At 63.4% G+C, this 24168-nt stretch carries 23 protein-coding genes and 1 pseudogene; 9 read left to right on the top strand and 15 right to left on the bottom strand.

Features of this window, described 5'->3' with window-relative positions; translation table 11 throughout:
* A partial coding sequence (locus tag SMA01S_RS14680; protein ID WP_439654312.1) for a 3-deoxy-7-phosphoheptulonate synthase occupies window positions 1-252 on the bottom strand: 252 nt, incomplete at its 3' end.
* A 410-nt stretch (window positions 253-662) separates the two neighbouring features.
* On the opposite strand from SMA01S_RS14680, the gene SMA01S_RS14685 reads away from it, so the two are divergent.
* The gene (locus SMA01S_RS14685; RefSeq protein WP_245649290.1) at window positions 663-1247 is read left to right on the top strand and encodes an alpha-ketoglutarate-dependent dioxygenase AlkB; all 585 of its coding nucleotides are present in this window, start codon (window positions 663-665) and stop codon (window positions 1245-1247) included.
* Between the two features lie 99 nt (window positions 1248-1346).
* A complete protein-coding gene (locus tag SMA01S_RS14690) occupies window positions 1347-1958 on the top strand; it encodes a DUF2490 domain-containing protein (RefSeq protein WP_245649293.1) in 612 nt (203 codons plus the stop codon).
* Window positions 1959-1998: 40 nt separating this feature from the next.
* Here the strand turns inward: SMA01S_RS14690 and SMA01S_RS14695 are convergent, their stop codons facing one another.
* Window positions 1999-3480 carry an alpha/beta hydrolase gene (locus tag SMA01S_RS14695; protein WP_084250327.1) on the bottom strand — a complete coding sequence of 494 codons (1482 nt, stop codon included), beginning with the start codon at window positions 3478-3480 and terminating at the stop codon, window positions 1999-2001.
* Between the two features lie 100 nt (window positions 3481-3580).
* On the opposite strand from SMA01S_RS14695, the gene SMA01S_RS14700 reads away from it, so the two are divergent.
* Entirely contained in the window at window positions 3581-4093 is a 513-nt protein-coding gene (locus SMA01S_RS14700) for a MarR family winged helix-turn-helix transcriptional regulator (protein ID WP_066823777.1), read from the top strand.
* Between the two features lie 93 nt (window positions 4094-4186).
* Here SMA01S_RS14700 and SMA01S_RS14705 read toward each other — a convergent pair whose 3' ends face one another.
* A complete protein-coding gene (locus SMA01S_RS14705; protein ID WP_066823780.1) occupies window positions 4187-5614 on the bottom strand; it encodes an 8'-apo-carotenoid 13,14-cleaving dioxygenase in 1428 nt (475 codons plus the stop codon).
* 92 nt (window positions 5615-5706) lie between these two features.
* Here SMA01S_RS14705 and SMA01S_RS14710 point away from each other — a divergent pair, with 92 nt between their 5' ends.
* Window positions 5707-6291, top strand: coding sequence for a TetR/AcrR family transcriptional regulator (locus tag SMA01S_RS14710; RefSeq protein ID WP_066823783.1), 585 nt, complete (start codon window positions 5707-5709; stop codon window positions 6289-6291).
* A 74-nt stretch (window positions 6292-6365) separates the two neighbouring features.
* Window positions 6366-6677, top strand: a pseudogene (locus SMA01S_RS25185) (alpha/beta fold hydrolase); the annotation flags it as partial.
* Here SMA01S_RS25185 and SMA01S_RS25190 read toward each other — a convergent pair.
* The 6 genes from SMA01S_RS25190 to SMA01S_RS14735 form a co-directional block, all read right to left on the bottom strand.
* A complete protein-coding gene (locus SMA01S_RS25190) occupies window positions 6636-6971 on the bottom strand; it encodes a hypothetical protein (protein WP_245649294.1) in 336 nt (111 codons plus the stop codon). The pseudogene SMA01S_RS25185 and the gene SMA01S_RS25190 sit on opposite strands and share 42 nt — an antisense overlap.
* A 136-nt stretch (window positions 6972-7107) precedes the next feature.
* A complete protein-coding gene (locus SMA01S_RS14715) occupies window positions 7108-8157 on the bottom strand; it encodes a hypothetical protein (RefSeq protein ID WP_157093960.1) in 1050 nt (349 codons plus the stop codon).
* Between the two features lie 167 nt (window positions 8158-8324).
* Entirely contained in the window at window positions 8325-9533 is a 1209-nt protein-coding gene (locus SMA01S_RS14720) for a hypothetical protein (RefSeq protein WP_066823788.1), read from the bottom strand.
* Window positions 9533-11101, bottom strand: a complete 1569-nt coding sequence (locus SMA01S_RS14725) for an MBOAT family O-acyltransferase (RefSeq protein WP_066823790.1) — start codon at window positions 11099-11101, stop codon at window positions 9533-9535. The genes SMA01S_RS14720 and SMA01S_RS14725 overlap by 1 nt, the downstream gene beginning before the upstream one ends.
* Window positions 11098-12996, bottom strand: a complete 1899-nt coding sequence (locus tag SMA01S_RS14730) for an HAD-IIIC family phosphatase (protein WP_066823792.1) — start codon at window positions 12994-12996, stop codon at window positions 11098-11100. Before SMA01S_RS14730 ends, SMA01S_RS14725 begins: the two co-directional genes overlap by 4 nt.
* 36 nt (window positions 12997-13032) lie before the next feature.
* Complete coding sequence (locus tag SMA01S_RS14735; protein ID WP_218016902.1) at window positions 13033-13275, bottom strand: acyl carrier protein; 243 nt, start codon at window positions 13273-13275, stop codon at window positions 13033-13035.
* Between the two features lie 254 nt (window positions 13276-13529).
* Between SMA01S_RS14735 and SMA01S_RS14740 the strand changes: the two genes are divergently transcribed.
* Both SMA01S_RS14740 and SMA01S_RS25010 read left to right on the top strand, forming a co-directional pair.
* Window positions 13530-14489 carry a class I SAM-dependent methyltransferase gene (locus SMA01S_RS14740; protein WP_066823794.1) on the top strand — a complete coding sequence of 320 codons (960 nt, stop codon included), beginning with the start codon at window positions 13530-13532 and terminating at the stop codon, window positions 14487-14489.
* A 617-nt stretch (window positions 14490-15106) separates the two neighbouring features.
* Window positions 15107-16039, top strand: coding sequence for a hypothetical protein (locus SMA01S_RS25010; RefSeq protein WP_218016903.1), 933 nt, complete (start codon window positions 15107-15109; stop codon window positions 16037-16039).
* A gap of 50 nt (window positions 16040-16089) precedes the next feature.
* On the opposite strand, the gene SMA01S_RS14750 is transcribed toward SMA01S_RS25010, so the two are convergent.
* The 4 genes from SMA01S_RS14750 to SMA01S_RS14765 all read right to left on the bottom strand — a co-directional run bounded on the left by SMA01S_RS14750 (window position 16090) and on the right by SMA01S_RS14765 (window position 20503).
* Window positions 16090-17025, bottom strand: a complete 936-nt coding sequence (locus SMA01S_RS14750; protein WP_066823799.1) for a D-2-hydroxyacid dehydrogenase — start codon at window positions 17023-17025, stop codon at window positions 16090-16092.
* Between the two features lie 4 nt (window positions 17026-17029).
* Window positions 17030-17479, bottom strand: coding sequence for a TM2 domain-containing protein (locus SMA01S_RS14755; RefSeq protein ID WP_066823802.1), 450 nt, complete (start codon window positions 17477-17479; stop codon window positions 17030-17032).
* 57 nt (window positions 17480-17536) lie between these two features.
* Window positions 17537-18985 (bottom strand): cysteine--tRNA ligase, encoded by a 1449-nt coding sequence (gene cysS, locus SMA01S_RS14760; protein ID WP_066823805.1) that lies wholly within the window; start codon window positions 18983-18985, stop codon window positions 17537-17539.
* A 210-nt stretch (window positions 18986-19195) separates the two neighbouring features.
* The gene (locus tag SMA01S_RS14765; RefSeq protein WP_169804243.1) at window positions 19196-20503 is read right to left on the bottom strand and encodes an FAD-dependent monooxygenase; all 1308 of its coding nucleotides are present in this window, start codon (window positions 20501-20503) and stop codon (window positions 19196-19198) included.
* Between the two features lie 90 nt (window positions 20504-20593).
* Between SMA01S_RS14765 and SMA01S_RS14770 the strand changes: the two genes are divergently transcribed.
* On the top strand, window positions 20594-21052 hold the full coding sequence (locus SMA01S_RS14770) for a MarR family winged helix-turn-helix transcriptional regulator (protein WP_066823811.1): 459 nt from the start codon (window positions 20594-20596) through the stop codon (window positions 21050-21052).
* 223 nt (window positions 21053-21275) lie between these two features.
* On the opposite strand, the gene SMA01S_RS14775 is transcribed toward SMA01S_RS14770, so the two are convergent.
* Both SMA01S_RS14775 and SMA01S_RS14780 read right to left on the bottom strand, forming a co-directional pair.
* On the bottom strand, window positions 21276-22094 hold the full coding sequence (locus tag SMA01S_RS14775; RefSeq protein ID WP_066823813.1) for a hypothetical protein: 819 nt from the start codon (window positions 22092-22094) through the stop codon (window positions 21276-21278).
* Window positions 22095-22252: 158 nt separating this feature from the next.
* Entirely contained in the window at window positions 22253-22897 is a 645-nt protein-coding gene (locus SMA01S_RS14780) for a TetR/AcrR family transcriptional regulator (protein ID WP_066823816.1), read from the bottom strand.
* Between the two features lie 96 nt (window positions 22898-22993).
* Here SMA01S_RS14780 and SMA01S_RS14785 point away from each other — a divergent pair, with 96 nt between their 5' ends.
* Entirely contained in the window at window positions 22994-24163 is a 1170-nt protein-coding gene (locus SMA01S_RS14785) for an efflux RND transporter periplasmic adaptor subunit (RefSeq protein WP_066823819.1), read from the top strand.
* Window positions 24164-24168: the final 5 nt, after the last annotated feature.

Genomic DNA, 24168 nt, shown 5'->3' on the forward strand with positions numbered 1-24168 from the left:
ATCGCGGATGTTGTTGGGGTGGAATTCGGCGAAGCTCTCGGCGCAATCGCCGCCCTGGAGCAGGAACGCCTTGCCCTCGACGACGCGCGCGAGATCGGTCGTCAGATTGCGCGCCTCTCCGGCAAAGACCAGCGGCGGATAGCTGGTCAGCTGCTTCGTTGCGGCGGCGAGTGCCGCGGCGTCGGGATAATTGGGCAACTGGCGCGCTTCGTGAGAGGTCCAGCTATCGGGGGCCCATTTGGCGGCCATCATCGTCACTTCACTTTACGGGTAAAACAGGCAAGTCCCATGCGCCGAAACGCCCAATGCCGCAACAAAGGAAAAGTCGATCACGCTGATCGCGCGGCTTTGCGGCCTTCTTCCAATATGAGGAGGACAGAGGTTCGCCGGTCACCGCATGTTAACCACGTTCTCCCAGTTAGGGCCGGACGGTACCTAATGGAGTAGACATTATGGCGTGGCTTAGAGAGGTTCTGGGATCTTTGTTCGAGGTCCGGCCCGATGAACAGAGCCAAGATATCGACCGCATTCGCGAAATGCTCGATTACCTCAAGGACGTGCCTTACGTTCCCGGACCAGCTCACCCGGTTTCGTAAGCGTGTCGCCAGCGCACGTATCCCCTGACGTCTTGCATGTTCCCCGATTGTTCACATATCGGATGCGTGATCGCCGATCTGTTCGATACACCGGCGGTGTCCGGTCTGGGCACCCGACCCGACGTTCTGACGCCCGCCGGGGAGCGCGTGCTGATCGCGGCGATCGATTCCATTGAGCTCACCCCGTTCCGCTTCCAGCAATGGATCGGCAAGCGCCTCACCCACAGTTTCGGCTGGCAATATGACTTCCAGTCGGGCGAGCTCGGGCGCGGCGACCCTATGCCCGACTGGCTGCTGCCGATCCGCGATCGCGCCGCGGTCGCGGCAGGAACGGCGCCCGACGCGCTCGTCCAGGCGCTGCTGTTGCGCTACGATCCTGGCGCCGGGATCGGCTGGCATCGCGACCGCCCGATCTACGATCAGGTCGTCGGCATTTCACTCGGCGCGCCGGCTACGATGCGTTTTCGCCGCAAGCAAGGCGAGCGCTGGCGCCGGGTCAACGTGCCGCTCGAGCCACGCGGGCTCTACCATTTGTCGGGAGAGGTTCGGCACGATTGGGAGCACAGCATCGCGCCGATCGATCAGACCCGCTGGTCGATCACCTTCCGATCATTCTCGGCTCAGGGCTTGAGGATCGCGGCCGCGGCCTGATTGCGTGGGCCCAACAAGAAGGATGCATAGGACGGCCACTTCTGCCATGACACAAAAATGTCATGGAAATGTCATGTAGCGATCGGAGGCTTCTTGCTGGTGCTGCCGTCGGCCGCCGAGGCCGATGACGCCCAGCTGTGGCTCGACGCCAATGCTCGAGGTCCGGTCGCCGGACGGGTGGAACTGGGTGTCGAGACTACCGAACGCTTCGGCCGCGACGGGGAGGGTGGCCTTTACGAGAGCGAGAATATCGCGATGCTCGGGTTTCGCTTCGACCGTGCGACTTTGGCGGCGGGCTATGTCCGCGACATCGTTTATCGTGGCGGTCGCGTGACGATCGAGCAGCGCGTGCGCCAGGATCTCAGCGTAGATCGTCTCGCGACGATCGGTCCCGTCGGTGTCGGCGCGCGGCTGCGGGTCGAAGAGCGCTGGCGCGACGGATCGAGCGGGACGGGCGTGCGGCTCAGGCCGTTCGTGCGGCTGACGCTGCCGGTCACCGGCAAGCTGAAGCTGCTCGCCACTCACGAGAGCTTCGTCAATCTGGCAGGCGGCGCCGGGCAGCGCGGCGGGTACGACCGCGCGCGCAACTTTCTCGGGCTTGGCGTGCCGCTGGCCAAACGCGTCGGCCTCGAGATCGGCTATCTCAACCAATGGACCCGCGGCGCGGGAACCGTCGGCGCGGCGGCGTTCACTCTGGCGTGGCGCTGGTAAGGCAATTTCATCCCAACGGGCTGGGGAGGGAGGTCGCCGCCTATTTCGGCGGCGCAAAGCCGGGGATTTCGAACCTTGGCGCCGCCAGCGACACTTCGGTCGGCAACCCCTGCGTTTCTCCGGTGCGCAGGAAATCGTAGATCGCCTGCTTGGCGGCGGGGTTCTCGCGCAACTGGTAAAAGGTGCCGTCATGCCCGGCGCGGTGCACGAGGATGGCATGGCCATTGGGAAAAAAGGGCAGCAGGCCGAGCGTGTTCTCGACCGGTGTCGACGTGTCCCAGTCGCCGTGCACGAAGACGGTGGGGATCGAAGTCACGAGCGGGCGCCGCACCGCGTCGCCCATGTCGGGCGTCGGCCAGTCGGGCGCCGACACCAGGTTCGCCTCGAAATTCCAGGTGCCCAGCAGGTCCAGCGCGGGGTCGGTGCGCATCTGGTGCTCGCGATCCGCCGTGACGCCCAAGCTGCTGTCCGCGAGCGGGCCGATCAGTTTGACCGGTCCCGCGCGCCGGTCTTCCATCGTTTGGCGCGCCCATGCGTCGTAATGGCCATAATAAAGCGACAGGATGAAAGCCGGCCAATGCTCCGCCTCATCGGTATGCGCCAGCAGGGCGAGCTGCAGATCCTCCGCGCCGAGCACGACCGTCCGCGCCTTGCCGGCACCGTCGCGGATAGTCACCCGGAGCGGCCCTGCGGCGAAGCGCTGGTGCAGGGCGCGCACCGCCGCCATCATCCCGCCATTGGGGAGATAAGGCGCCAGGCCGGGGTCGCGGTCGGCGTCATAGGCGATGCGTTGGAGCGCGGCGAAGACGTGTGACGGCATGTCGAACCCGTTGTTCAGCGGTTCGACCGACGAGAGCACGGCACGGGCGACGATTTCGGGATGGAAACGCATGACGGCGAGCGACCATTGCGAGCCGAAACTGCCGCCGAACAGGCTGATCTTGTCATAACCGAGCGCCCGCCGCAGATCGTCGACATCCGCCGCGAACGCGTCGATCGTGTAGCCGGACAGGTCCTTGTCGGGGTTATGCGCGACCGCCCGCCGGGCGAGTGCCTTCATCGCGCGCGTATCGGCCTGGACCGAGGCCGGCTTGTCGAGCGGGGAGGCGTTGGCCGTTTCGACGAGCATCTCGCCGCGGCTGGTATAGCCGCGCTGCTCGAGCACGACGAGGTCGCCGGCCGCGCCGAAAGTCAGCCACGACCGCAAGCGGCCCTGCGCGCCTTTGGTCTTGTCGGTGAAAGTGCCGAGCACGCTCAGACCAGGGCCGCCGGGAAGCCAGAAAATCGGCGGCGCGCCGGTTGGATGCGGTGCCTTGATCCGCGCGAAACCGATGCCGATGCGGCGGCTCGTCGGCTTGCTCCGATTCTCGGGCACATAGAGCGTGCCGATCTCATAGCGGACCGTCTCGCCGCTCGGGAGCTTCACGTTTCCCTGCTCGATCACGATTCGACCGTTTGTCGCCTGCTGCGCCGAAGCGGGCATCGCCTGAAGGAACGGCGCCAACGCTAACAAGGCGAGCATTCGAATCGATCGCATGACAGTTCCCCGGAGCTGGCTTGCGGTCGATTGCACTCCAATATATATCTTTATGTCAAGATACTTGATATGAAGATTATTCCCTATGGCTGAGCAGGTACCCGCTCTCGCGGACGAAGATATCGTCGACCAGTTGCTTCGTGATTGGGCGCGCGAGCGGCCGGATCTGGACGTATCGGCCATGGCGGTGGTCGGGCGCCTGCTGCATCTGGGCGGGCTGCTTCAGGCGCGGGCCGGCGAGCGGCTGCGGGAGCACGGCATTGGCTATACCGAACTCGACGTGCTGGCCACGCTGCGGCGGTCGGGTGCGCCTTATCGCTTGAGCCCCACGGCGCTGCGGAAATCCGTGTTGCTGACGTCCGGCGCGATGACGGCGTGTCTCAACAGATTGGAACAGCGTGGATTGATCTCCCGGACCCCGGACGAGACCGACCGCCGCTCGCTCGTGGCGATGCTCACCGACCGGGGCGTGCGGTTGATCGACCAGGCGATCGCCTCCCATTTCAGCGCGGCTGAGCAGGCGGTGGACGGACTCGATCGCAACGAACGCGCGGAGCTCGCGCGGTTGCTGCGGAAATTCAGGCTTCAGCTCGAATGATTGTCGGCGAGACCTTTCTCGTTCCTTGAAGATGGAGCGGATCCGTAGACCCGCCCCCGCTTCCAATCCGTTCGGGAACAGCGCCCGCGTATCTTACCCGTTCGCCACCCAATTGCCGTGGAAACCCGGCGGCACGCGGTGCGGGATGCGGATGCTGGCAACCGGCGGCTCCGCGAAGCGCGTCGCGTCGAGGATCACCAGATCGGTCGTCTCCTGCGGCAGGTCGATGACCAGCCCGACCATCCAGCCGTCGCCTTCGGGCGCATCGTCGCCGCACGGCACGAACACGAACTCGCCGGGATAGCGGCCATCGCCGAACTCGTGGACTTCACGCGTCGCGCTTTCCAGATCGTGCTTGTAGAGCCTAGTGGCGCTGATCGCGAATTCACCCTCGGGCAGCGCCATCGTGTAGGCATAGCGATAGGGCTGACCGAAAAAGCGCTCGTCGGGACGGGGAAATTCCTGCGGCGCAGCGTCGATCGTGCGGCGCTCGACCGTCTTCGCCACCGGATCGATCGTCCAGCGCTCCAGCCCCAGCGACTTGCCCGACGGTCCGCCCGTCGCCTCGGCGAACATCGTGTCGTAGACGCACGCGTCCATCACCACCTTGCCGTCGGGCGTGTCGTACGCATTGGCGACGTGGAAGATGTAGGTTTGCGGGCAATCGACCCAGACGATGTCCTCCGCCTGCCCGGCACGCGGCAGCAAGCCGACCCGCGCCTGGTGTTCGGGGTTCCAGCGATAGGGAAAGCTGTGGCCGCCGATCAGCGACTTCATCGAAAAGGTGACCGGCAGGTCGAGGATCAGCGCATAGCGATCGGTGATCGCGCAATCGTGGATCGACGGGCCGTGCTTGACCTTGATGGCCAGCTCACGCGTCACCTTGCCGTTGGGGGACAATACTACGTGACGCACCGTCTCCGGATCCATCGCTTCGTAACAGACGGCATGATGTTCGCCCGTCTTGGGGTCGAGATGCGGGTGCGCGGTGAAGCTGCCCGTCAACGTGTCGTCGAACGGATTATAGGTCTGTTCGTCCAGCGTGTCGGCGAGTTCGACCGGATAGCTTCCCGCCTCGACCAGGGCCCAGGTGCGGCCGGCGATGCCGAGCACGTTGGTATTGACCGTGTCGAACCCGCCATGGCGCGGCCCCGGTGCGTGCTTCATGCCGGTCTCCGCCTCGACCGTCTTCGATCGGATCCAGCGGTTGCGATACCACAGCGCCTTGCCCTCCCGGAGCGCGATGCCGTGCACCATCCCGTCGCCAGTGAACCAGTGATAGCCCTTTGCCTCGGGCTTCGCCGGGTTCGGCCCGATGCGCAGATAGCGGCCGTCGAGTTCTGCCGGGATCGTCCCGGTGACGGTCAGATCCTCCAGCGTGATCTCGCCGTCCATCGGTCGATGGATGCCGGTCAGGAAGGGGTGATCCTGATCGGGCATGCGCTTGCGGTTGAACTCGGCCATTACCTCGATGCCCTTGGTGACGGTTCCGCGGATTGCATTTTCGATCACGCTCGCCATGACTGGTCTCCGACTCGATGTTTATGGTGTAAACATAAAAGCTATGGTAACAGTGTCAACATGTTTTGGGACCTGAATTGGCGAGGCGGGGGGTGAAGGTCAAAGCCTCCTATCATCACGGCGATCTGCGTGCGGCGCTGATCGACCAGGGGCTGCGCCTGCTCGCCGCGCGCGATGCCGAGAATCTGTCGCTGCGCGAAGTCGCGCGCGGCGTCGGAGTCAGTGCGACCGCGGTCTACCGCCATTTCCCCGACAAGGCGGCGTTGATGGCCGCGCTCGCCGCCCAAGGGCTGGATATGCTGAGCCAGGTGCAGCACACCGCCTATGACGCCGCGGGCGGCGGGGTTGCGGGGTTCAATGCGACCGGGGCGGCCTATGTCCGTTTCGCGCTGCTCCACACGGCGTTGTTCCGCTTGATCTTCGCCAACCCGCCGACCGGCAAGGTGGTCGAGCTCGCCGATTCGCCCGACAATGCGATGCGCTTCCTGATGGAGAATGCCGCGAAGCTCGCCCCGCCGGGAATGGAGCCGCGCATCTTCGCGCTGCAATCCTGGTCGGTGGCGCACGGTCTCGCCATGTTGATCATCGACGGCCAGTTGCATGTCGACGACAAGACGATCGACGCGGTGATCGATGCGCATATGGTGGCGTTGAGCGACGAGAGGAAATCCGGATGAAGGCCCAGGCGAACGGCATCGAGATCGAATATGAGACCTTTGGCCAGCCGACTGACCCAGTGGTGCTGCTGATCATGGGGCTGGCGGCGCAGCTGACTCGTTGGCCGCTGCCGTTCGTCGAGCAACTTGCCGCCCGTGGCTATTTTGTGATTCGTTACGACAAACGCGACATCGGCCTGTCGAGCAAGTTCGACGGCGCGCCGGTGCCCGAAATCCCCGCGCTGGTCGGAGCGCTGATGGCCGGACAGAAGCCTGACGTGCCCTATACGCTCAACGACATGGCGGCCGACGCGGTCGGGCTGCTCGACGCACTCGACATAAGCCGCGCGCACATCATGGGCGCGTCAATGGGCGGGATGATCGCACAATTGGTCGCGGCGCAATATCCCGACCGGGTAATGTCGCTGACCTCGATCATGTCGTCGACCGGAAATCCCAATCTGCCGCCATCGAAGCCCGAGGCGATGGCGGTACTGACGACGCGGCCGACCGGCGGCGATCGCGAGGCGATGGTCGCGCATGGGATCAGGGGCGAACAGGTGATCGGCAGCCCGGGCTACCCGGTTGCGGAAGACGCCCTTCGCCAACGGGTCGAACGCGATTTCGATCGCATGTTCTATCCCGCCGGGGTCGGTCGCCAGCTCGCCGCGGTAGTGTCGAACGGCGACCGCCCAGATCACCGAGGTGCCGGGAACGGGTCACAATTTGCCCGAGGCGCTGATACCCACCATTCTAGACGCATTCGGGAAGGTGGCGAGGCGTGCGGACGCGCCCGCTGGCTGAGATCCGGTTCGACAGCAGCGCCGCCGAGGGCGATTAGCGAGGTGGGGAGGAGCGTCGATCGGACCAACGCCAAGTCCGTACGTCCGCGATGCCTTCGTCGATCAACCGGCCGAAGGCGTCGAGGCTTTCCGGGGTTACGACCGTGGTACGGTCCCGGATATCCTGGAGCATCGCCGTCAGCGTGGCGCTCTTCGTCAGGTGCACCGTATCGCGATAGTCGGCGAGATCGGTTAGGCGGCGGTCGGTATCAGTCGCGTGGACGGTGACGTTAGCCAAGTGTGCCGCGGCGATGGTTTTTACAATGCAGCCGTAGAAACCGACCAATTGTCGGTGATGCGCGCCCTTTTCCCAGCTGCTGAACTCGAGATGATTTTTTTGCCAGTTGTAATAGGTCTGGAAGGGGATCGGTGGGAACACGATGTCGATGTGGACGCCGCGCTGGAGCGCGGCACGGCCAACCGGCAGCAAGACCTGCGTAAGATAGGGGTAGGCCGCACAGGCAATCGCGGACGCTTGCGCGTCCATAGCGGGGTCCGGATGTGATACAGCGTCGTTCAGCAGTGCCATATAGTCGGTATGCGTGGTCACCGAGGGCGCATCGACCAAGGCGGTCACTTCACCGCGCCAGCCAGGAATGTCGAACGCGCGGCCCCATAGCCGGTTGAGACTGGCACGCGCCACCGGGCGGGTGAAGTCCGGCATGTCGTACCAATGGGCGCGCAACGACGTCACCGCGCTTCCGCCCAGATAGAAAGTATCGCCATCGCGCCGCATCTCGCTGAAATCGACTGCGACGATCAGTCGTTTGAGACCAGGCGTCTCGACCAGCCGAAGCAGGACGGGTGCCGTGTCGGTGGGCATCGGCGCCATGTACGACAGGTTGACCGCCGACTTCGAACCGAACACCGCGTTCAGCCGTGGTGCGGTGAACGGCATCGTGGTCGATCCGCCGAACATGACCAGGTCATGCGGTTGTCGGGCGACGACGCGGATCAGATTCACGGTCTTGTCGGGTGGATATTCCGCATCGACTAGGATTGGCGAGAGACCCCATGGCCTGAGATCGTAGGGGTCGACGATCATCAACAATGCGCATAGCGCCATACCATAAAGGACCGGCAACATTGCGAGCGACAGAAACAGCCAGCGACCGCGTATTCGACGACGAGACGCGATTTGCGAGCAGCCGTGCGGACCGCCGTATAGCGATCGTCGCACGCTATCGCGGAGCCATCCAAACGTGCCCGGCGTCATTTGACGGGTGACCAACGCCAGGAGCGAGCATTCGCAACGCCCTGGTCCATTGCCTTGCGGTAGGTCGCGAAGGTCGTCGGTGTGACGACGTCATCGCCATTGCGAATGGCCGATAGCGCTCGCCGCAATGCGTCGGGGCGGGTCAGGTGGATTGTGTCCCGAAAGTCGGTGATCTGCGTCAGTCGCGGGTCGGCATCCAGCGCGTGGGCAGTGACATTGGGCAGGCCGTTGGCCGCGACCGCCTCCACGACACATTGATAGAAATCGACCAACTGACGGTAATGCGACCCGGTCCCCCAACTCGGATAATATTGTGAATAGGGGTGTTTTTGCCAGTTGTAATAGGATTGGAACGGTACCGGCGGGAACAGCAGGTCGACATGGATCTTGCGGATCATCGCCGCTCGCCCGACCGGCAGCAATACTCGGTCGATGAAGGGATAAGACGAGCACGTTCTGACGGGCGCCGGTTCGAAGATGGCGGGATCGGGATGGGCGACCGAATCGTCGAGCATCGCCATGATGTCCGGGCGGGTGGTCACCGCGGGAGCGTCGTATAGTTTATCGACCTCCGGGCGCCACTCAGGCACGTCGAAATTGTCCCCTTTCAAGCGATGCAGGCTGGCGCGGACCACGGGAAGCGTGAAGTCCGGCATGTCGAACCATTGATTGGTGAGCGACGCGATCGCTCCGCGGCCAAGGTATTCCATCTTGTCGTCGGCGCGCATCTGGACATAGTCGATGCCGATCATCAACCGCTTCAGGCCGGGCGTATCCACCGCAGCGGTCAGGACCCTGCTCGCATCTGGCGGCATCAGGGCCTCGTACGACAGATTGACCGATGACTTGTAGCCGAATGCGGCGTCGAGTTGCTCCTCGGTGAATGGCATGGCCGTCGAACTGCCGAGCAGGATCAAGTCGTGCGGCGTGTTCACGTACACGCGAACCAGATTGACCTTCTCGATCGTCGGATAGCTTTGACGAGTCAGTCGCGGGGACAATCCCCACGGTCGTAGGTCATAGGGATCGACCAGCATCAGGATGGCGCAAAGGCCGATACCGTACAGCACCGGCAACACGACGACCGGCAGGAATAATCGGTTATTCGCTTGGGCGATGATGAACCTGTGGGCGCCCTGCCGTCGCGGTGCTCCGTAGATCGTCCGCCGGATCGCCGACACCAGCCGGTCGATGATCGCCCGCATCAGAACACCTGATAGGCGAAGGGTGTCACTGCCGACATCTTGCCGATGACCGCCGCGATCGCCGCGCAGACCAACAATCCCCAGAACAAGGTCGGGCGCCAGCGGAACGCGAAGAGGCGCGGCGTGATCGATACGTTAATGTACGAGCGGATTCCGGGGCGGTAGCGGCCGAGCATTTCATAGGCATTGGGGCCGAACATCACGATCGCATAGGCCAGGCCCAGCTGAGCGAATTTCCAGGTCGAGGGCAGGTCGACGCCGGGCTGGGCGGGATTGCCCAGGCTGCCGAGAAGGTGGCCGAAGTCCGCCAGGGTCGCCGACCGGAACAATGCGAACGTCAGGATCAGCAGCGGAATCGTCAGCGCCATGCCGCCCAGCATCCGGATCGGCTCGGCGATCGTCTTGCGCCGCTTCTTCCACCATTTGGTGCCGCGAACTTCGGTCTCCAGAATGTACCAGAGGCCGTGGATCGTCCCGAACAGCACGTAGGTCAGGCGGGGGCCGTGCCACAGCCCGATGACGATGAAGTTCACGATCAGCGGCAACCATAGCGAGACCGCCTGGGCGCGGGCGCCGCGCCAGCGTTTGCGCGCGGCATAACGCGTGCCGGCGATCGACAGTGGGGAAAACAGGAAACGCGCGATCACGCGGGTCAGCGTGATATGCCAGCGACGGTAGAAATCGACGATCCCGGTCGCGCGCGACGGCGAATCGAAATTGATCGGCAGGGTGATGCCCATCATCCGCGCGACGCCCAGCGCCATGTCCGAATAGCCCGAAAAATCGAAATAGAGCTGGACGTAATAGGCGACCATCGCCTCGATCGCGCGCAGTCCCCCGGTGGCGCCATGGGCAGCGACGTCGGCGAACACCGGGTCGACCCAGTCGCGACCGATGATGTCGGCAAAATAGAACTTCTTGACCAGGCCGATCGCGAGCAACGTCAGCCCGATCGACAGATCGATCGGGCGGATCCGCCCGAACGACGAGCGGGCGAATTGCGGAACGACCTCGACCAGATAAGCGATCGGGCCGATCAGCAGATTGGGGAACATCGACGCGAAGGCGAAGAAGCGGAGCGGGGGGTTGGCCGGCGACAGCGCCTCGCCGGCGCGCGGCTTCTGCAGGTCGGTCGCCACCGCGCCGCGCGCGCTGAACCCGTCGAGCAAGGCGACCGATCGCTGGAAGGTGAGGAACGACAAGGTCGTCGGGATCAGCGCGGCGAGCGACAGCGACGCGGTGCCGATGACCGGAATCCACCCCAGCCAGACCGAATATTTGGCCAGCGCGAGCAGTCCGATGTTGGCGGCGATACCGGTGTACAGCGCGAGCCTGACCGAAGCAGGTCGATCCGACCGCACGATCACCATTAGCAGCGCGTAATTGACCAGCGCACTCGCGACGATCACCACCAGGAAGGCAATGCCCTGAGTAGCGCCGAACAGCAGCGACGCCGCGGTGAGCACGGTAAGCGCGCCGCGACTGCCCCATAGCCGTCCTGCTGCCGCGAACACGATCAGGAAGATCGGCAGGCACATGAACAGCAAGGCTGGGTGGACCAGACTCACAGGGCGGTTTGCTCGCGCGAAAAGGGAAGGTCGGGCGCGGTATAGCCGGTCAAGTCGAGCCGGTAGCGGCGTTCGCCGTCTGCCTCCTCACTGGTCAGCTCGAGACCCAGCGTGTCGAACAAGGTGCGCACCATACCGTTCTTGGCCGTCGGCAGATAGCGCGCGTAGAGCCTTGATTTGCCGGCCTCGCGTGCCCGCTCGACTACGGCCTCGAGCATGGCCTCCTCGACCCGGCGGCCGAGCACGCGGCAACTCATCAGCCAGGTATCGACGTCGAGCGCGTCCGGATCGTCGGCATGGGGGCGGGCGATCACCACGCCGATCATCCCGAAATCGCTGAACTTGTCCTTCAGCCGGACTTGCAGCGTCAGCGTGTCGGCCTCGGCCTCGACCGCGCGCACCCCGGCTTCGGAATAACGCCGCGTCGTCAGGTTGAACTGGTTCGACTTGTTGATCAGCTGCGAAATGCGCGCGCGGCCCTGAGCGTCGAACGGCTGCGCGGTCAGCGTCATGTCGAGCGCGCGGAGGTAATCGCCCAGGTCACGCGACTGTTGCTTGACCTCGGCGCGTTGCGCATTGGCGATGTAGCTGTCGACCCGCGCGCCGTCCTCGATCGAATAGGCAAGCGCCTCGAAATAACCGGCGCTGGTGAGATACAGCGGATAATAGGCGGGATCGGCGGGCAGCTCGGGCACTGCCACCATTGGCAATGCCGCGCGCACCTGGGCTCGTTCGGCGCTGTTGTCGTCGAGGAACACCAGCGCATCGAGCCCGATCTCGAGCGTCGCGGCGATCGCCTCGAGGTTACTCGGCTTGTCCGTCCAATTGGCTTGGAACACCGCGATATCGCTTTCACGCAGGAGCATGTCGGCATGCTCGCGAAACGGCTGGCGCGCGGTCTCGTCGAAATTCTTGGAGCACACCGCCAGGATGATGCCGCGCTCTTTCAGGTCGAGCGCGAGTTGCTGCACCGTCAGGAAGCTCTCGCCCTCCGGGTTGCCTGCGCCGATCAGGATGTTCTCTATCCCATCGTCGCCGATCACGCCGCCCCACAAGGTATTGTCGCAATCGAGCACCAGGCATTTGCGCGCCTTGCCGCGCAATGCGCCGACCATTCGTGCCACCATGTCCGCGAACAGCGGGGCGCAATCTGGCGCTATCGGCAGCTTGTAGAGGTTCCACATCACCGGATCGAACCAGGTCGCCGTACCGACCTGTTCGGCCAGTCCCGCGACATCGGCGATCAGCGCACCCATCTCCAACGCCAGATCGCGCAATCCGCGGTTAAACGCCGCGATCTGTGCGCGCTGGGTCCCGGCCACCGCGCAGTCGATGCTACCGAACAGGCCGCCTGGAGGGGTGGCGATGTTGCTCACGATGATCTGCGCACCCGGCGCCTCGGCGAGCGCGCGCAGCACCATCGCGATGTGATCGAGGGCCGCGTCGACGGTGCCGGCAGGATCAGCGCTGAACCGGTCCAGGGCAAGCCAGCGATGATCGAAATGCACGAAGACGGCGTCGGGCCTGATCGCAAAGACCTCTGCGCCGGGATTGAACGCTGTCTGGATGATCTGGTCGTATTCGGCCACCGCCAGGTCGAGCGCGACGCCGTGCCGGGCACCCGCGGCGGCGAGCGCGTCCTCGATCGTGTCGAACGTCGCCGATGACAGCACCGCCAGCCGGAATGGCGCAAGCGGGGCAAGCGAGATGTCCCCCGCTGTCAGGCCGCGCATCGTCTTGGCGAAGGCGCGAGCCTGGGTCGAATTGAGGCGGTGCAGCGCGAGTTGCGCCAGCGCGGCGCCGTGCCCTTCGGCAAGGGACGGCACAGCTTTCAGCCGCGCCCGGAAATCCTCGGGAGCATTGGGCAACCATGGCATGTGCCAGGGGACGAACATCCGCGAGACTCTAGCTTCCGGTTTTTGTTCTGTGCGTCAGAGTTTGGAACGGACCAGCGCGACCAGCCCGCCGACATTCTTCAGCGAGGTGATCTCCGATGTCTGGAAGCGCACGCCGAATTCCTCCTCGACCGCGATCATGATGCGGACGTGCGCCAGACTGTCCCAGCCGTCGACGCTGTTCGCTTCGGTCGTCGGGGTTAGCGTGAGCTCATCGTCGTCGAGTTGATCGCGCACCACGTTAGTAATCCGAGACAGAATCTCTTCGTCGGTCAACACGCGCACCCCCGTTTAGCTGTTTCTGCCCGCTTGCCCGACACGTCAGTGACCGAGCGCCGAACCAATAGAAACCTCGTCAAAAAACTGTCTGGCCACTGGTTACTGAGCCGGGTCGCTCCGTATCTGGCAAAGGCAGTCGATGCAATGCCGCACAAAATGCCCAGAGGGTGGTTGCGCACCCTATAGGCCTTGCGTCCAACGCAGCAGCAGGCGATGAGACCGGCCGCTGCCTGAGCGATGGAAAGGAACGGCTTTTGAATGCGCAAATCGACTTGCCGACGCGAGATGCCTTACTAGCCTCGCTGCAGCCTTATCCGGCTACGACGCAGATCGTCTCGGTGCTGCTCGACACCTGGCCCGAGCATGAAAAATATGTCCGAGCCCGCTTCCGCACGATCGACCCCGGCCTGGAAGAGCGGATCGACCAATTGTCGGCGCTCGCGCTCAAGGATATCGGCGACCAGTTGACCGAATATTGCGAATGCTATCGCTGGATGTGCGAAGCCTTTGTCGACGAGGAAATCCATTTCGCGCGGCACAAGGAATATCGCCTGTCGGATTTCGATGAAGTCTATCGCGAGGTCTATTCGAACCCGGACATCATGCGCCGCTATGTGCGCGGCATCCTCATTTCGCAGATCATCTGGGAACCGCACGCCAAGGCGTTCGACTATTTCCGCCAGGAATTCCTCGCCAGGGCGCCGGCGGGCGCGAGCTATCTCGAGGTCGGCCCCGGCCACGGCCTGTTCCTCTATTTCGCCTCGCAATCGGCGAACATCGCGCGGCTCGAAGCCTGGGACGTGTCCGATTCGAGCATCGCGGAGACGCGGCACGCGCTCGCCAAGCTGGGTGTATCGCGCGAGATCGAGATCATCGAACAGGACGTGCTGCGGGTGCTGTCGCGCAGCGAAGAATTCGACATGGCGGTGATCAGCGAAGTGCTGGAGCATCTTGAACGCCCAGATAGTGCGTTGCAGTCGTTGCACGCGGCGCTCAAGCCGGGCGGACGGATTTTCATCAACGCTCCGATTAACAGCCCCGCGCCCGATCACATCTATCTGTGGCGTTCGACCGGCGAGTTTGTCGCGTTCGTCGAGGCGCAGGGATTCGAGATCGAACAGGCGGTGTTCCTACCGCTAACCGGCGCGACGTTGGAAAAGGCGCAGCGCCGCGATTTGTCGATCTCGTGTGTGGTGATCGGCCGCAAAATCTGACGCAAAGAGTGAGCGCGGTTGCTGCCTGACGAGGCGCTGCGACATTGGCCGTTTCGAGGTGTTGACCGCAGTTCGCCCGAACCATCGAGGATGGAATGACCAAAAAAAACGCGTTGTGGTTGTTCGTCATAATCCTCTTATTCGGCCGAATAATATTCTTCATGTCCGGTCAGCCGATCGTTCGCGCCGACGCCTTGCTGTATCTGCAGGCAGCTCAGTCGATGCTTCGTACGGGAGAGTTGGCGCATCCGACCTTTCAGGCGAAGACGCTATCTATCCTGGTCGCCCCGGTTATGGCGTTGTTCGGGCCACCGGATTCCTACGGCATCATCTCGGCTGAGGCCGGAGGAAACACGGCGCGTGCCGCTGGATTGTTCCAGTTGATACAACTCTGCGCCGACGCGGCAATGCTGTTGGTTTTGTTTCATGTCTTCCGACGGTCCGCACGGACGTCATCGTTGGTCAGCGCTGGGATGATCGCCTTGTTGTTCCTTCAGCCTGTTACCGCCGGTTGGGTCAATTGGGTATTTCCCGACACGTTGACGATGGCAACGTTCGTCATCGGTCTGTGCTTCTTCACGGCGGCGACGCGAGCGGGCCGTCGATGGCCGCTAGCGTTGGCGGGTCTGGGCGGCTTGCTGATGGGCGTGTCGGGGATGTTGCGCATCGACATGCTGGCGCTGATCGCTGTGTTGATGGTGATCGCGTTCGTCCTGCTATGGATCGGGCGCTTTCCGCGACTGGGTCGACTGGCCCTGGTCACGTGTCTCGGGCTGGCGTCGCCGGTCGCCGCAGTCATGGCAGCCGAAATGCACGCGCATGGCGATCCACGCTATATAATCGTCAACTCGTCCGACAACCCTAGCCTTAGCATGCCACACTATCATCAATGGACGCGGAGCTGGATTTACACGCAAGACGAATTCGCGACATTCGTTCTTGGCGAGGGGCACGATGCCAGCTGGTCCGGCTACGACGTAAAGGCCTTTCCCGCGCGAGCATTTGCAAGCGATGTCGATCGTCAAATCGCGGATATCGCGCTGAAACGTTGGAAGGCCCTCGGTTACGACGCAAACGTCGATGCCGCATTCGCGCAGGTCAGCAACGATCTGGCGCACGCCCGGCCAATGCAGAAATGGGTTTTGGCTCCAGCGATCCGTGTCCTCACCCTTTGGCCCAACCGTGACGGCGGAGCGGCGATCAAGTCCGTGCTGCACACGCGCGACCGCATGCCCGGCGTTGCGATCGTCGTGCTCGGGTGCAAGCTCGTGATCCTACTGATCGCGGGCATCGGCGGCGTTCTTGGACTCCGCTCACTTCGACGATCGCTGTTCGCGCATCGCCGCCTAGTGCTGACGGATTTTCGACTGTTGCTGGTTCTTTGCGGGCTGGCGGTCATCGGGCGGACGTTGGAGCTTGTGGTGCTGAACCTTTTCGTGGGCGGGTCTTCGATGGAGACGCGCTACCTCCTGCCGGTCTGGCCCTGCGTGATCGCGATCGCGCTGTACGGTTATGTCCGGGTCGTCGAAATCATCCGAGACCGGGCATAGGGGCGCCCGTCGGGATCGGGTGGCGCGACCGAAGAAGGCATATTGGCAGCTCAATAGCCCAGTACCAGATCCACCACATTCTCCATCGGCCGATCGTTCACGAACGCGTCGAGGTTGCGCAGGAACAAGGCCGCGGCGCGCGGGAACATCTTGGTCTGGCTGCGGCCCGACAAATGCATCGTGACCACGCAATTGGGCGCCGACCATAAAGGGTGATCGGCGGGCAGCGGCTCGGGGTGCGTTGGATCGAGGAACGCCCCGGCGATCTTCCGCCCGTGGAGCGCGGCTAGCAGGGCCACTTCATCGATCATGTCGCCGCGCGCGATATTGATCAGCCAGGCCGAGGGCTTCATCCGCGCGAGTTCGGCGGCGCCGACCATCGCCTTGGTCTCGTCGGTCGAGGGCGCGGCGAGGATCACCCAGTCGAAATTGCCGAGCCGTTCCTGCCATTGGTCGGACGTGAGCGTGCCGTCGCGGCCCGATCGCGTAACGCCGGTGACCTCGACGCCGAACGCCTCCAGCCGCGTCGCGATCAATTTGCCGATCGCGCCCATGCCGACGATCAACGCGGTGGTTTCGAACAATTCGACCTTGCCGGGAGCGTCCTTCGGCCATTCGTGCCGGTCATGCGCGCGGACCACCTCGTCAAAACGCTTGGCGGCGACCAGCACGCCCATCACGGCATATTCGGCGACCGCGAGCGCATTGATGCCGACGCCGTTGGTCAGCATCGTGCCGCGCTCGCGCATCAAATCGAGCGGAAAGGCGTCGAGTCCGGCATAGATGGTCGATACCCATTTCAGCCGCTTGCCATGGTGGATCGCTTCGGCGGTCAGGCTGGTCGGCTGCATGTCGACCCAGGCAATGTCGGCATCGACGATCATCGCATTGGCTTCGGCCGGCGAGGCGAACCACGCTGTCTCCAGCCCCGGCGGCAGGTGCGGTTCGAGCAGGGGGCGCGCCAGTGCAGGCAGGAGAGCTTTCACGCCTTCAGAACCATGATTGATTGCCCTGGACATAGCGCCGCTGGAACTCGGCATCGTCGATCACGAGATAGATGATGAATTCGACGAACGCGATGATCGCGGTGATCAGGCCGGGCAGGACGAGCAGCCAGCCGATCGTCCCGCACAACAGCATGGTCACCGCCGCGCCGGTCTTGTTGAGGTAGAATTTGTGCGCGCCGAAACAGCCGAGGAAAAAGGCAAGTAGCGCCGCCGCGACCTTGTCCTTGGAGCCTATCCCGGCGACACCCGAGCCTTGCAGCACATAGATATTGCCGGCACGGTCGGTATTGGCCTCGAAATCGACGACTTGCCCGCGCGCGGGCCAATAGCTTTCGCGCCAGTCGGGCCGCGCGAAGGTGTAACGTTGCCCGTCCTCGCCCGAAATCTGCCCCTGGCTGACATTATTGTCCCACCCCAGCACGCGTCCCCGCATCGTCCATCCCCGATTCTGATTGTCCGGAGAGCGAGCTTAGCCGCCTGACGCGGGCTTTCAAGCGAGCGTGGGTCGCCAGTCCCAGCCCAGCGGATCGCCGTCCATCACCTCTACCCCTTGTGCGGCGAGCTCGTCGCGGATCGCGTCGGAGCGCGCGAAGTCCTTGGCCGCGCGCGCCTCGCGCCGCTCGGCGAGCCGCGCGGCGATATCGGCGTCGGTCAAGGTCGCGCTCGCTGGGCGCACGCGCAGGTCCTCGCGCCTGAGCCCGGCAAGGTCGAGCCCCAGCACCGCATCGAAATCGGCGAGCGCGGCGAGGCGATCGGCCGGCGCGATTTTCTTGTCGGCGAGCAATTCGTCGAGCACGACCAAAGCCTTGGGCGTGTTGAGGTCGTCCGACACCGCCTCGTCGAGCCGCTCGCGATAGGCCAGCGCCGACCCGGCCGAGGGCGCGGGCGGGCGGTCGCGAAGCTGGGCGACGGTGATCGCCAGGCGCTTGAGCCTGGTGAGCGCGGCCGAGAGATTCTCCTCGCTGAATTCTAGTTCCGACCGGTAATGCGCCGACAGGCACATCAGGCGATAGGCGAGCGGGTGGACGCCGGCGTCGATCAGCTTTTGCAAGGTGCGGAAATCGCCTGACGACTTGGACATCTTGCCGGCACGCTCGACCAGGAAGTTGTTGTGCATCCACCAGCGCGCGCCGGTGAAGTCTGGCTGCTCCGGGCAGTCGCAGAATGCCTGGTTCTGCGCGATCTCGTTGGGATGGTGGATCTCGCGATGGTCGATCCCGCCGGTATGGATGTCGAACGGCGAGCCGAGATACTTCTCGCTCATCACCGAACATTCGAGGTGCCAGCCCGGCGCGCCGCGGCCCCAGGGCGAATCCCATTCCATCTGACGGTTCTCGCCGGGCGCCGACGCGCGCCAGATGGCGAAGTCCTGCGGGTGGCGCTTGCCCTCGACCGTGTCGATCCGGCCTTCGCGGACGTCGTCCTGCGCGCCCGCCAGCCGGCCGTAATCGGGCACGGTCGAGACGTCGAAATAGAGGCCGCTATCGAGCTGATAGCAATGTTTGGGGGCGATCTTCTCGCCGAACGCGATCATCTCCTGGATGTGATCGGTGGCGACCGACCAACGCGACGGCTCGCGGATGTTGAGGTCCTTGAGGTTCTGCTTGAACGCCGCGGTGTAATGCGCGGCGATATCCCAGATGCTGGTCGCGTTCTTGCGCGCCGCGGCTTCCATCTTGTCGTCGCCGGCATCGGCGTCGCTGGTCAGATGGCCGACATCGGTGATGTTGATGACGTGAGTGAGCGGGTAGCCTTTCCACGTCAGCACGCGGCTGAGCGTATCGGTGAACACATAAGCGCGCAGATTGCCGATATGCGCGTAATTGTAGACCGTCGGGCCGCACGAATAGACGCGCACGTTCGCGGGATCGATCGGCTCGAAACGCTCGAGCGAGCGCGACAGGCTGTTGTAGAGCGTGAGTGGGGCGCCATGCGACATGCGCGCGGCTTAGCGGCGTGGGCTGGGGGCCGCAACGGGGGCTGCTGGTCGGGACGTGTCCGATTTGGGGCGCTCTTTGCCGCACGAGAAAGGCCACAACGGCACGTCTTGGGGTCAACCAATTACTACCCATACCATCCCAGGTGCGTACTCATTCCCGGACGAATTGCTGCAGATATTTCAATGAGCTAGAAAGAGACATAAGACTGGCTAGCCCATTGCCTCTACCTGGGTGACCAAATGGCCGTGATACCGGGTTTCCTCGACTTTGCCGAAACCTGCGATGTAGGCGTCGGGGCGGACATGAATATGATCGGCAGCGGGGCGCATGATTTGCGTGGCGCCACCATGACGCATGGCTTCGTACAGGCGTCGGCCATCCGCCAGTCTTTGATCGGGAATGCGATCGCCCGGCCTTAGTGTGCCCGACGGCGCGCCCTGAGCGAGCTGCCCGCCATGATAGCTTAATCCCAGTTGGTTCGTAAGATCGCCTCGCGATTTCGAAACGGTCGAATGCAGCTCTCTGGTTAGCTTCAACATGGCTGCAGCTACCGGCAAACGCTCGGCTTCGTAGGTATCGAGAATCGCCGGGTCTCCGGTCCGGATAGCCGAGACCAACTTCCACCCAAGATTGTACGCGTCCTGCATCCCGGTATTGAGGCCTTGCGCCCCTGATGGCGGATGAAGGTGCGCGGCGTCGCCGGCGATGAAGACGCGCCCCACCCGATAACGCTCCGCGATGCGCGTCTGGTGGCTGTAGCGGGATTGCCAGACCACGTTGCGCACATTCCTGCCTGACATGCGCGATACGCCGGCCTGAAGCCCATCTCGTGCGATCGATTCGGGGGCCTGCAATTGAAAGAGTTCGCCTCCCGGAAGCGGCGCCAGCGTGTGGAGGCCCCCGCGCCACAGAGGATATGCGTGCCAGAATTCAGGATCGAGATCGTCAATCTCCAAATCCGCGACGATGCTCGTCTTTGCATCGACATTCGAGCCGACCAGTTTCAGGCCGAGCAGTTTTCGGGTCGCGCTACGTCCGCCATCGCAGCCGACCACATAATCGGCGCGTATCGTTTCACCGGTCGTCAGAGTCGCCTTCACATCGTTGGCGGTCTGCGCAAGCGCTACTATCCCGGCACCCAGTTCAACCCTTCCTCCAAGCGTTTGAACCTTTGAACGAAGGATTTCCTCCGTACGCCACTGAGCGAGCATCATCAGGTTCGGATAGGGCCGGTCTTCGGTGGCAGGATCACGCGTACCCAGCGACCACGCCTTGATCGCTATCGGGCCAAAATGAAGCTTTATGAAAGGATACGGCGTGGCGTTCGCCATGACTTCGTCAGCCAGATCGGCAAGATCGAGAAGCTCTATCGAACGCGGCTGGATTCCTTTTCCCCGAGACCCCGAAAAATGCTCTTCGGCAATATCGACGATTCGGACCGCGATGCCGCGGCGAAGCAATTCGATGGCTAGCGTCAGGCCTGTAGCGCCCGCACCGACGATGAGAACCTGCGTCATGTGAAGCTCCATATATATGCATTTTGCATATATCACGCTGCTACCGGACTCCGTCTTGCCTCACAAGAGAAATATGCATAGTGCATATATATGCACTGGTCCGATCGCCTTTATCGCTCTTTGATAGCTGTCGCCGATCTGGTTAATCGTCTCGATATCGATTCACGGCTGCTGTCCGCAGCCGGCGTGAAGCTTGACCGCGCGCTGTTCCCGCTGCTGGCGCGGGTTGCGATGAGCCCCGGTATCAACGTTGCCGAAATGAGCAATTTGGTTGGCCGGGATCATTCGACCGTCAGTCGGCAAGTCGTGAAGCTGGAAAAACTGGGATTGATTGTTCGAACGCCCGACCCGGTCGATAGCCGGGCACGCCGCCTCCATCTCAGCGACCAAGGGTCCGCCATAATGGCCAAAGTCAAAGCAATCCGACGGCAATGGATGGAGGGCCATTTCCAGGATTGGAGCGAGAAAGACCGCGATGATCTGGTCGATCTTCTGCAGGAGATGATCGGAAAGGATTGGCAGACGGGGATTCCTCCAGCACGAACATGACGGCATTGCCCGTCGACATCTAAGGCCGAACGTGGATCTTCTCGATCACCCGTCGCTCCAGCCTTTTGGAGTGCCGGGCTGCCGCTTGCGTGCCTGAGCGAAACCAATTGGGCGACGAAACACCTCTCAGAAACCGAGCGGCCATGAGATGCTCAAACCGTCCGCCATGACGAACCGACGCCGCTGGCTGCCTGGCGTGGCAGCGGCGTTCGTCGAGGCGCTCCTACATCTGATGCGTCGGCGCGGGCGTGCCGTCGGACCAGCTGCAGACTCCCAGCAGGAGCACCGACAAAGGCGGGAGAGTAGCGGTTTCGGCTGCATGATCGGGGGTCGCGAACCAGTAACTCCCTCCGAAAACCGGCGATCCCGGCGCGTTGGCGCCCCAATTGGCGCCATCCTTGAACGGGATGAAGAACATGACGTGCGCCATGTCATGGTCGCCATCATCGGAGAGATAAGAGGATTTCGACATCATGTACGACATCGCGCCCGGCGCCAGCGGCGGGATCTCCTTGGTGCGCAGTGCGGTCTTGATGCGTTCCATGATCTCCGCATCCGTCCGTCCGGCGAGCGTCATGGCGGTGCGGAGTTTGGCGAGTGGCGCTATCGATCTGGCCGCCTGCGGATTCTGGCATTCGGCGGCGCGGATCTTCGGGTTCCAACGTTCGGGCCAATCCGGCGCGCCACTGAAACTGCGGGACACCATACAGACAAAACCGTTGCTACCCGCGATGGCGGTTTCATAGCCGGTGCGGGTCAGGACCAGGATGGTGGCATCCCTGGAAATGGACTCGGGCGCGGCGCTTCTCGCCAGCGCGATTTCCTGGTCGCGGTCCATGAGATAGGCGCCGACCGGGGCCATGCGGGGATAGGGTGCGGCCTGATCCGCTGCGCTGCCGGCGGATACCGCGAACAAGGCCGGCGCGGTGACCATCAGCCTGAGCGCGAGCTTGCCCAGCGATCTCGCCGTCCTTTTCCATGCCGCATTGAAGGAGCCGCTTTCCTTGTCGCCGGCGGTTTTCGGGAACCTCATCACACGCATCGTCCTGCCTCCTCGTTGAAGCCGTCTCCTGGGGAGCGGCATTCGAACGACGAGCGAAGGAGTCGAAAATCGACATCAGCGTCGAAATTTTTTGTCGGCTGCCGAAGCGTGCGCAGGAATTCTCATACTACGGGATGTTGCTAGATCGACAGGCGTGGTCAGCTTTCCGAGTCGCGGATCAGATCGAGTTCGCGGCTGACAATCGATTGCAGCCGTTCGCACAGCGGAAGATAGTCGCGCCCGCGCAGCGCCTCCATCACGATCGATTGGCACAGGCCGCCGCCGAGCGTCACGATAAGATCGGCCAGTCCCGCGCGGGCGGCCTCTCGGTCCGCACCCGGCGCCCATGCCGCCAGCGCCGCCTCCAGCGCGCTCTTCACGCTCGCGCTGATGTCTTCCTGCAGGCGCGCGACGCGGGGATTGCGTGAGGATTCGGCCATGATCTCGGGCATCAGCCGATAGCCTTCGACATCCTCGTCATAGGTTACGAAAGCCAGGATCCACTGGCGGATTGCCGCCATGTCGCCGGCATCGATCGCGCGTTGCAGCGTGGCTTCGTCGAGGAATTGCGAAAGGTCGCGAAAGGCGATGGCCGCGATGATATCCTCCTTGGAGGAGAAATCGCGATAGATCTGGCCGACCTTGATGCCGGAGGCGACGGCGATCTGGGCCACGCCCGTTCCGTGGAATCCATTCTGGATGAACAGCCGGCGCGACGTGTCGAGAATGAGCTGCCGGCGCTCCGCCGCCCGTCCGGCGGGGACGGTGGGCAACAGCCCCCAGCAGTCTAACATCGTCGACATTCTTCAATCCTCAGCTTGACTTGCATCAGTTGTTCGCAGTAGCAGCATTTTTGTGAGTGAACGTTCACTCACATATCATAACCCAACGGAATTCGTATGTCACTTATCCGTAACGCGCTCCCCGCGATTGCTCTCGTGTCGCTTGCCGCCTGCGGGCAGGGGCAGCAGCAGCCGCCCGGCCAGGGCGCGCCGCCGGTCGGATATGTGATCGTGAAGGAGGAGCCGGTGACGCTGACCACCGAGCTCCCCGGCCGCACCACGGCCTACGAAACCTCGGACGTGCGGCCGCAGGTCAACGGAATCATTCTCGCCCGGTTGTTCCAGGAAGGCGACGTGGTCGCCAAGGGCCAGGCGCTCTACCGGATCGATCCCGCGCCATATCAGGCGCAAGTGGCGAATGCGCGGGCGGCGCTGGCCCGGGCGCAGGCGGCGATCGCGTCGAGCGCGGCGCTCGCGCGCCGTTATGGCGAACTCGTCAAGATCAACGCGATTTCGCGCCAGGACTACGAAAATGCGGTGACCAGCGCCGAACAGGCGCGCGCCGACGTCGCCGCGCAACAGGCGGCGCTACATAGCGCCACGATCGATCTCGGCCGCACCACCGTTCGCGCGCCGATCAGCGGGCGGATCGGCCGGTCGGTCTATACCACCGGCGCGCTGGTCACCGCGTCGCAGGCGAACGCGCTGGCCACGATCCAGCGGCTCGATCCCATCTATGTCGACATCCAGCAATCGAGCGCCGACCTGCTCAAGCTCAGGCAGCAGATCCTGTCGGGCCAGGTCGCGAGCGAAGGGCAGGCGCGCGTCAAATTGAAGCTGGAGGACGGGTCGACCTATGGCCCCGAAGGTACGCTGCGCTTTGCCGACGTGACGGTCGATCCCAATACCGGATCGCAGACGATCCGCGCGCAATTCGCCAATCCCAACGGGCTATTGCAGCCGGGCATGTATGCCCGCGCGCAGCTGGCGCAGGGAACGCAGCGCCAGGGCATGCTGGTGCCGCAACGCGGGGTCAGCCGCGACGAGCGTGGCAATGCAACCGTGCTGGTCGTCGGTCAGGGCAATAAGGTCGAGCCGCGCGTGATCCAGACCGAGCGTGTCATCGGCGATGCCTGGCTGGTCACCGGCGGGCTCAAGCCCGGCGACAAGGTGATCGTCGAAGGTGCGATGATGCTGCGCCCCGGCATGCCGGTCACGCCGCAGCCCTGGAATCCCAACGCCAAGCCCGCTGCGCCCCAGCAGCCGGGCCAGGCTCAGGCGAAGTAGTCGTC

Source organism: Sphingomonas mali NBRC 15500, from assembly GCF_001598415.1.
Lineage (GTDB): Bacteria > Pseudomonadota > Alphaproteobacteria > Sphingomonadales > Sphingomonadaceae > Sphingomonas > Sphingomonas mali.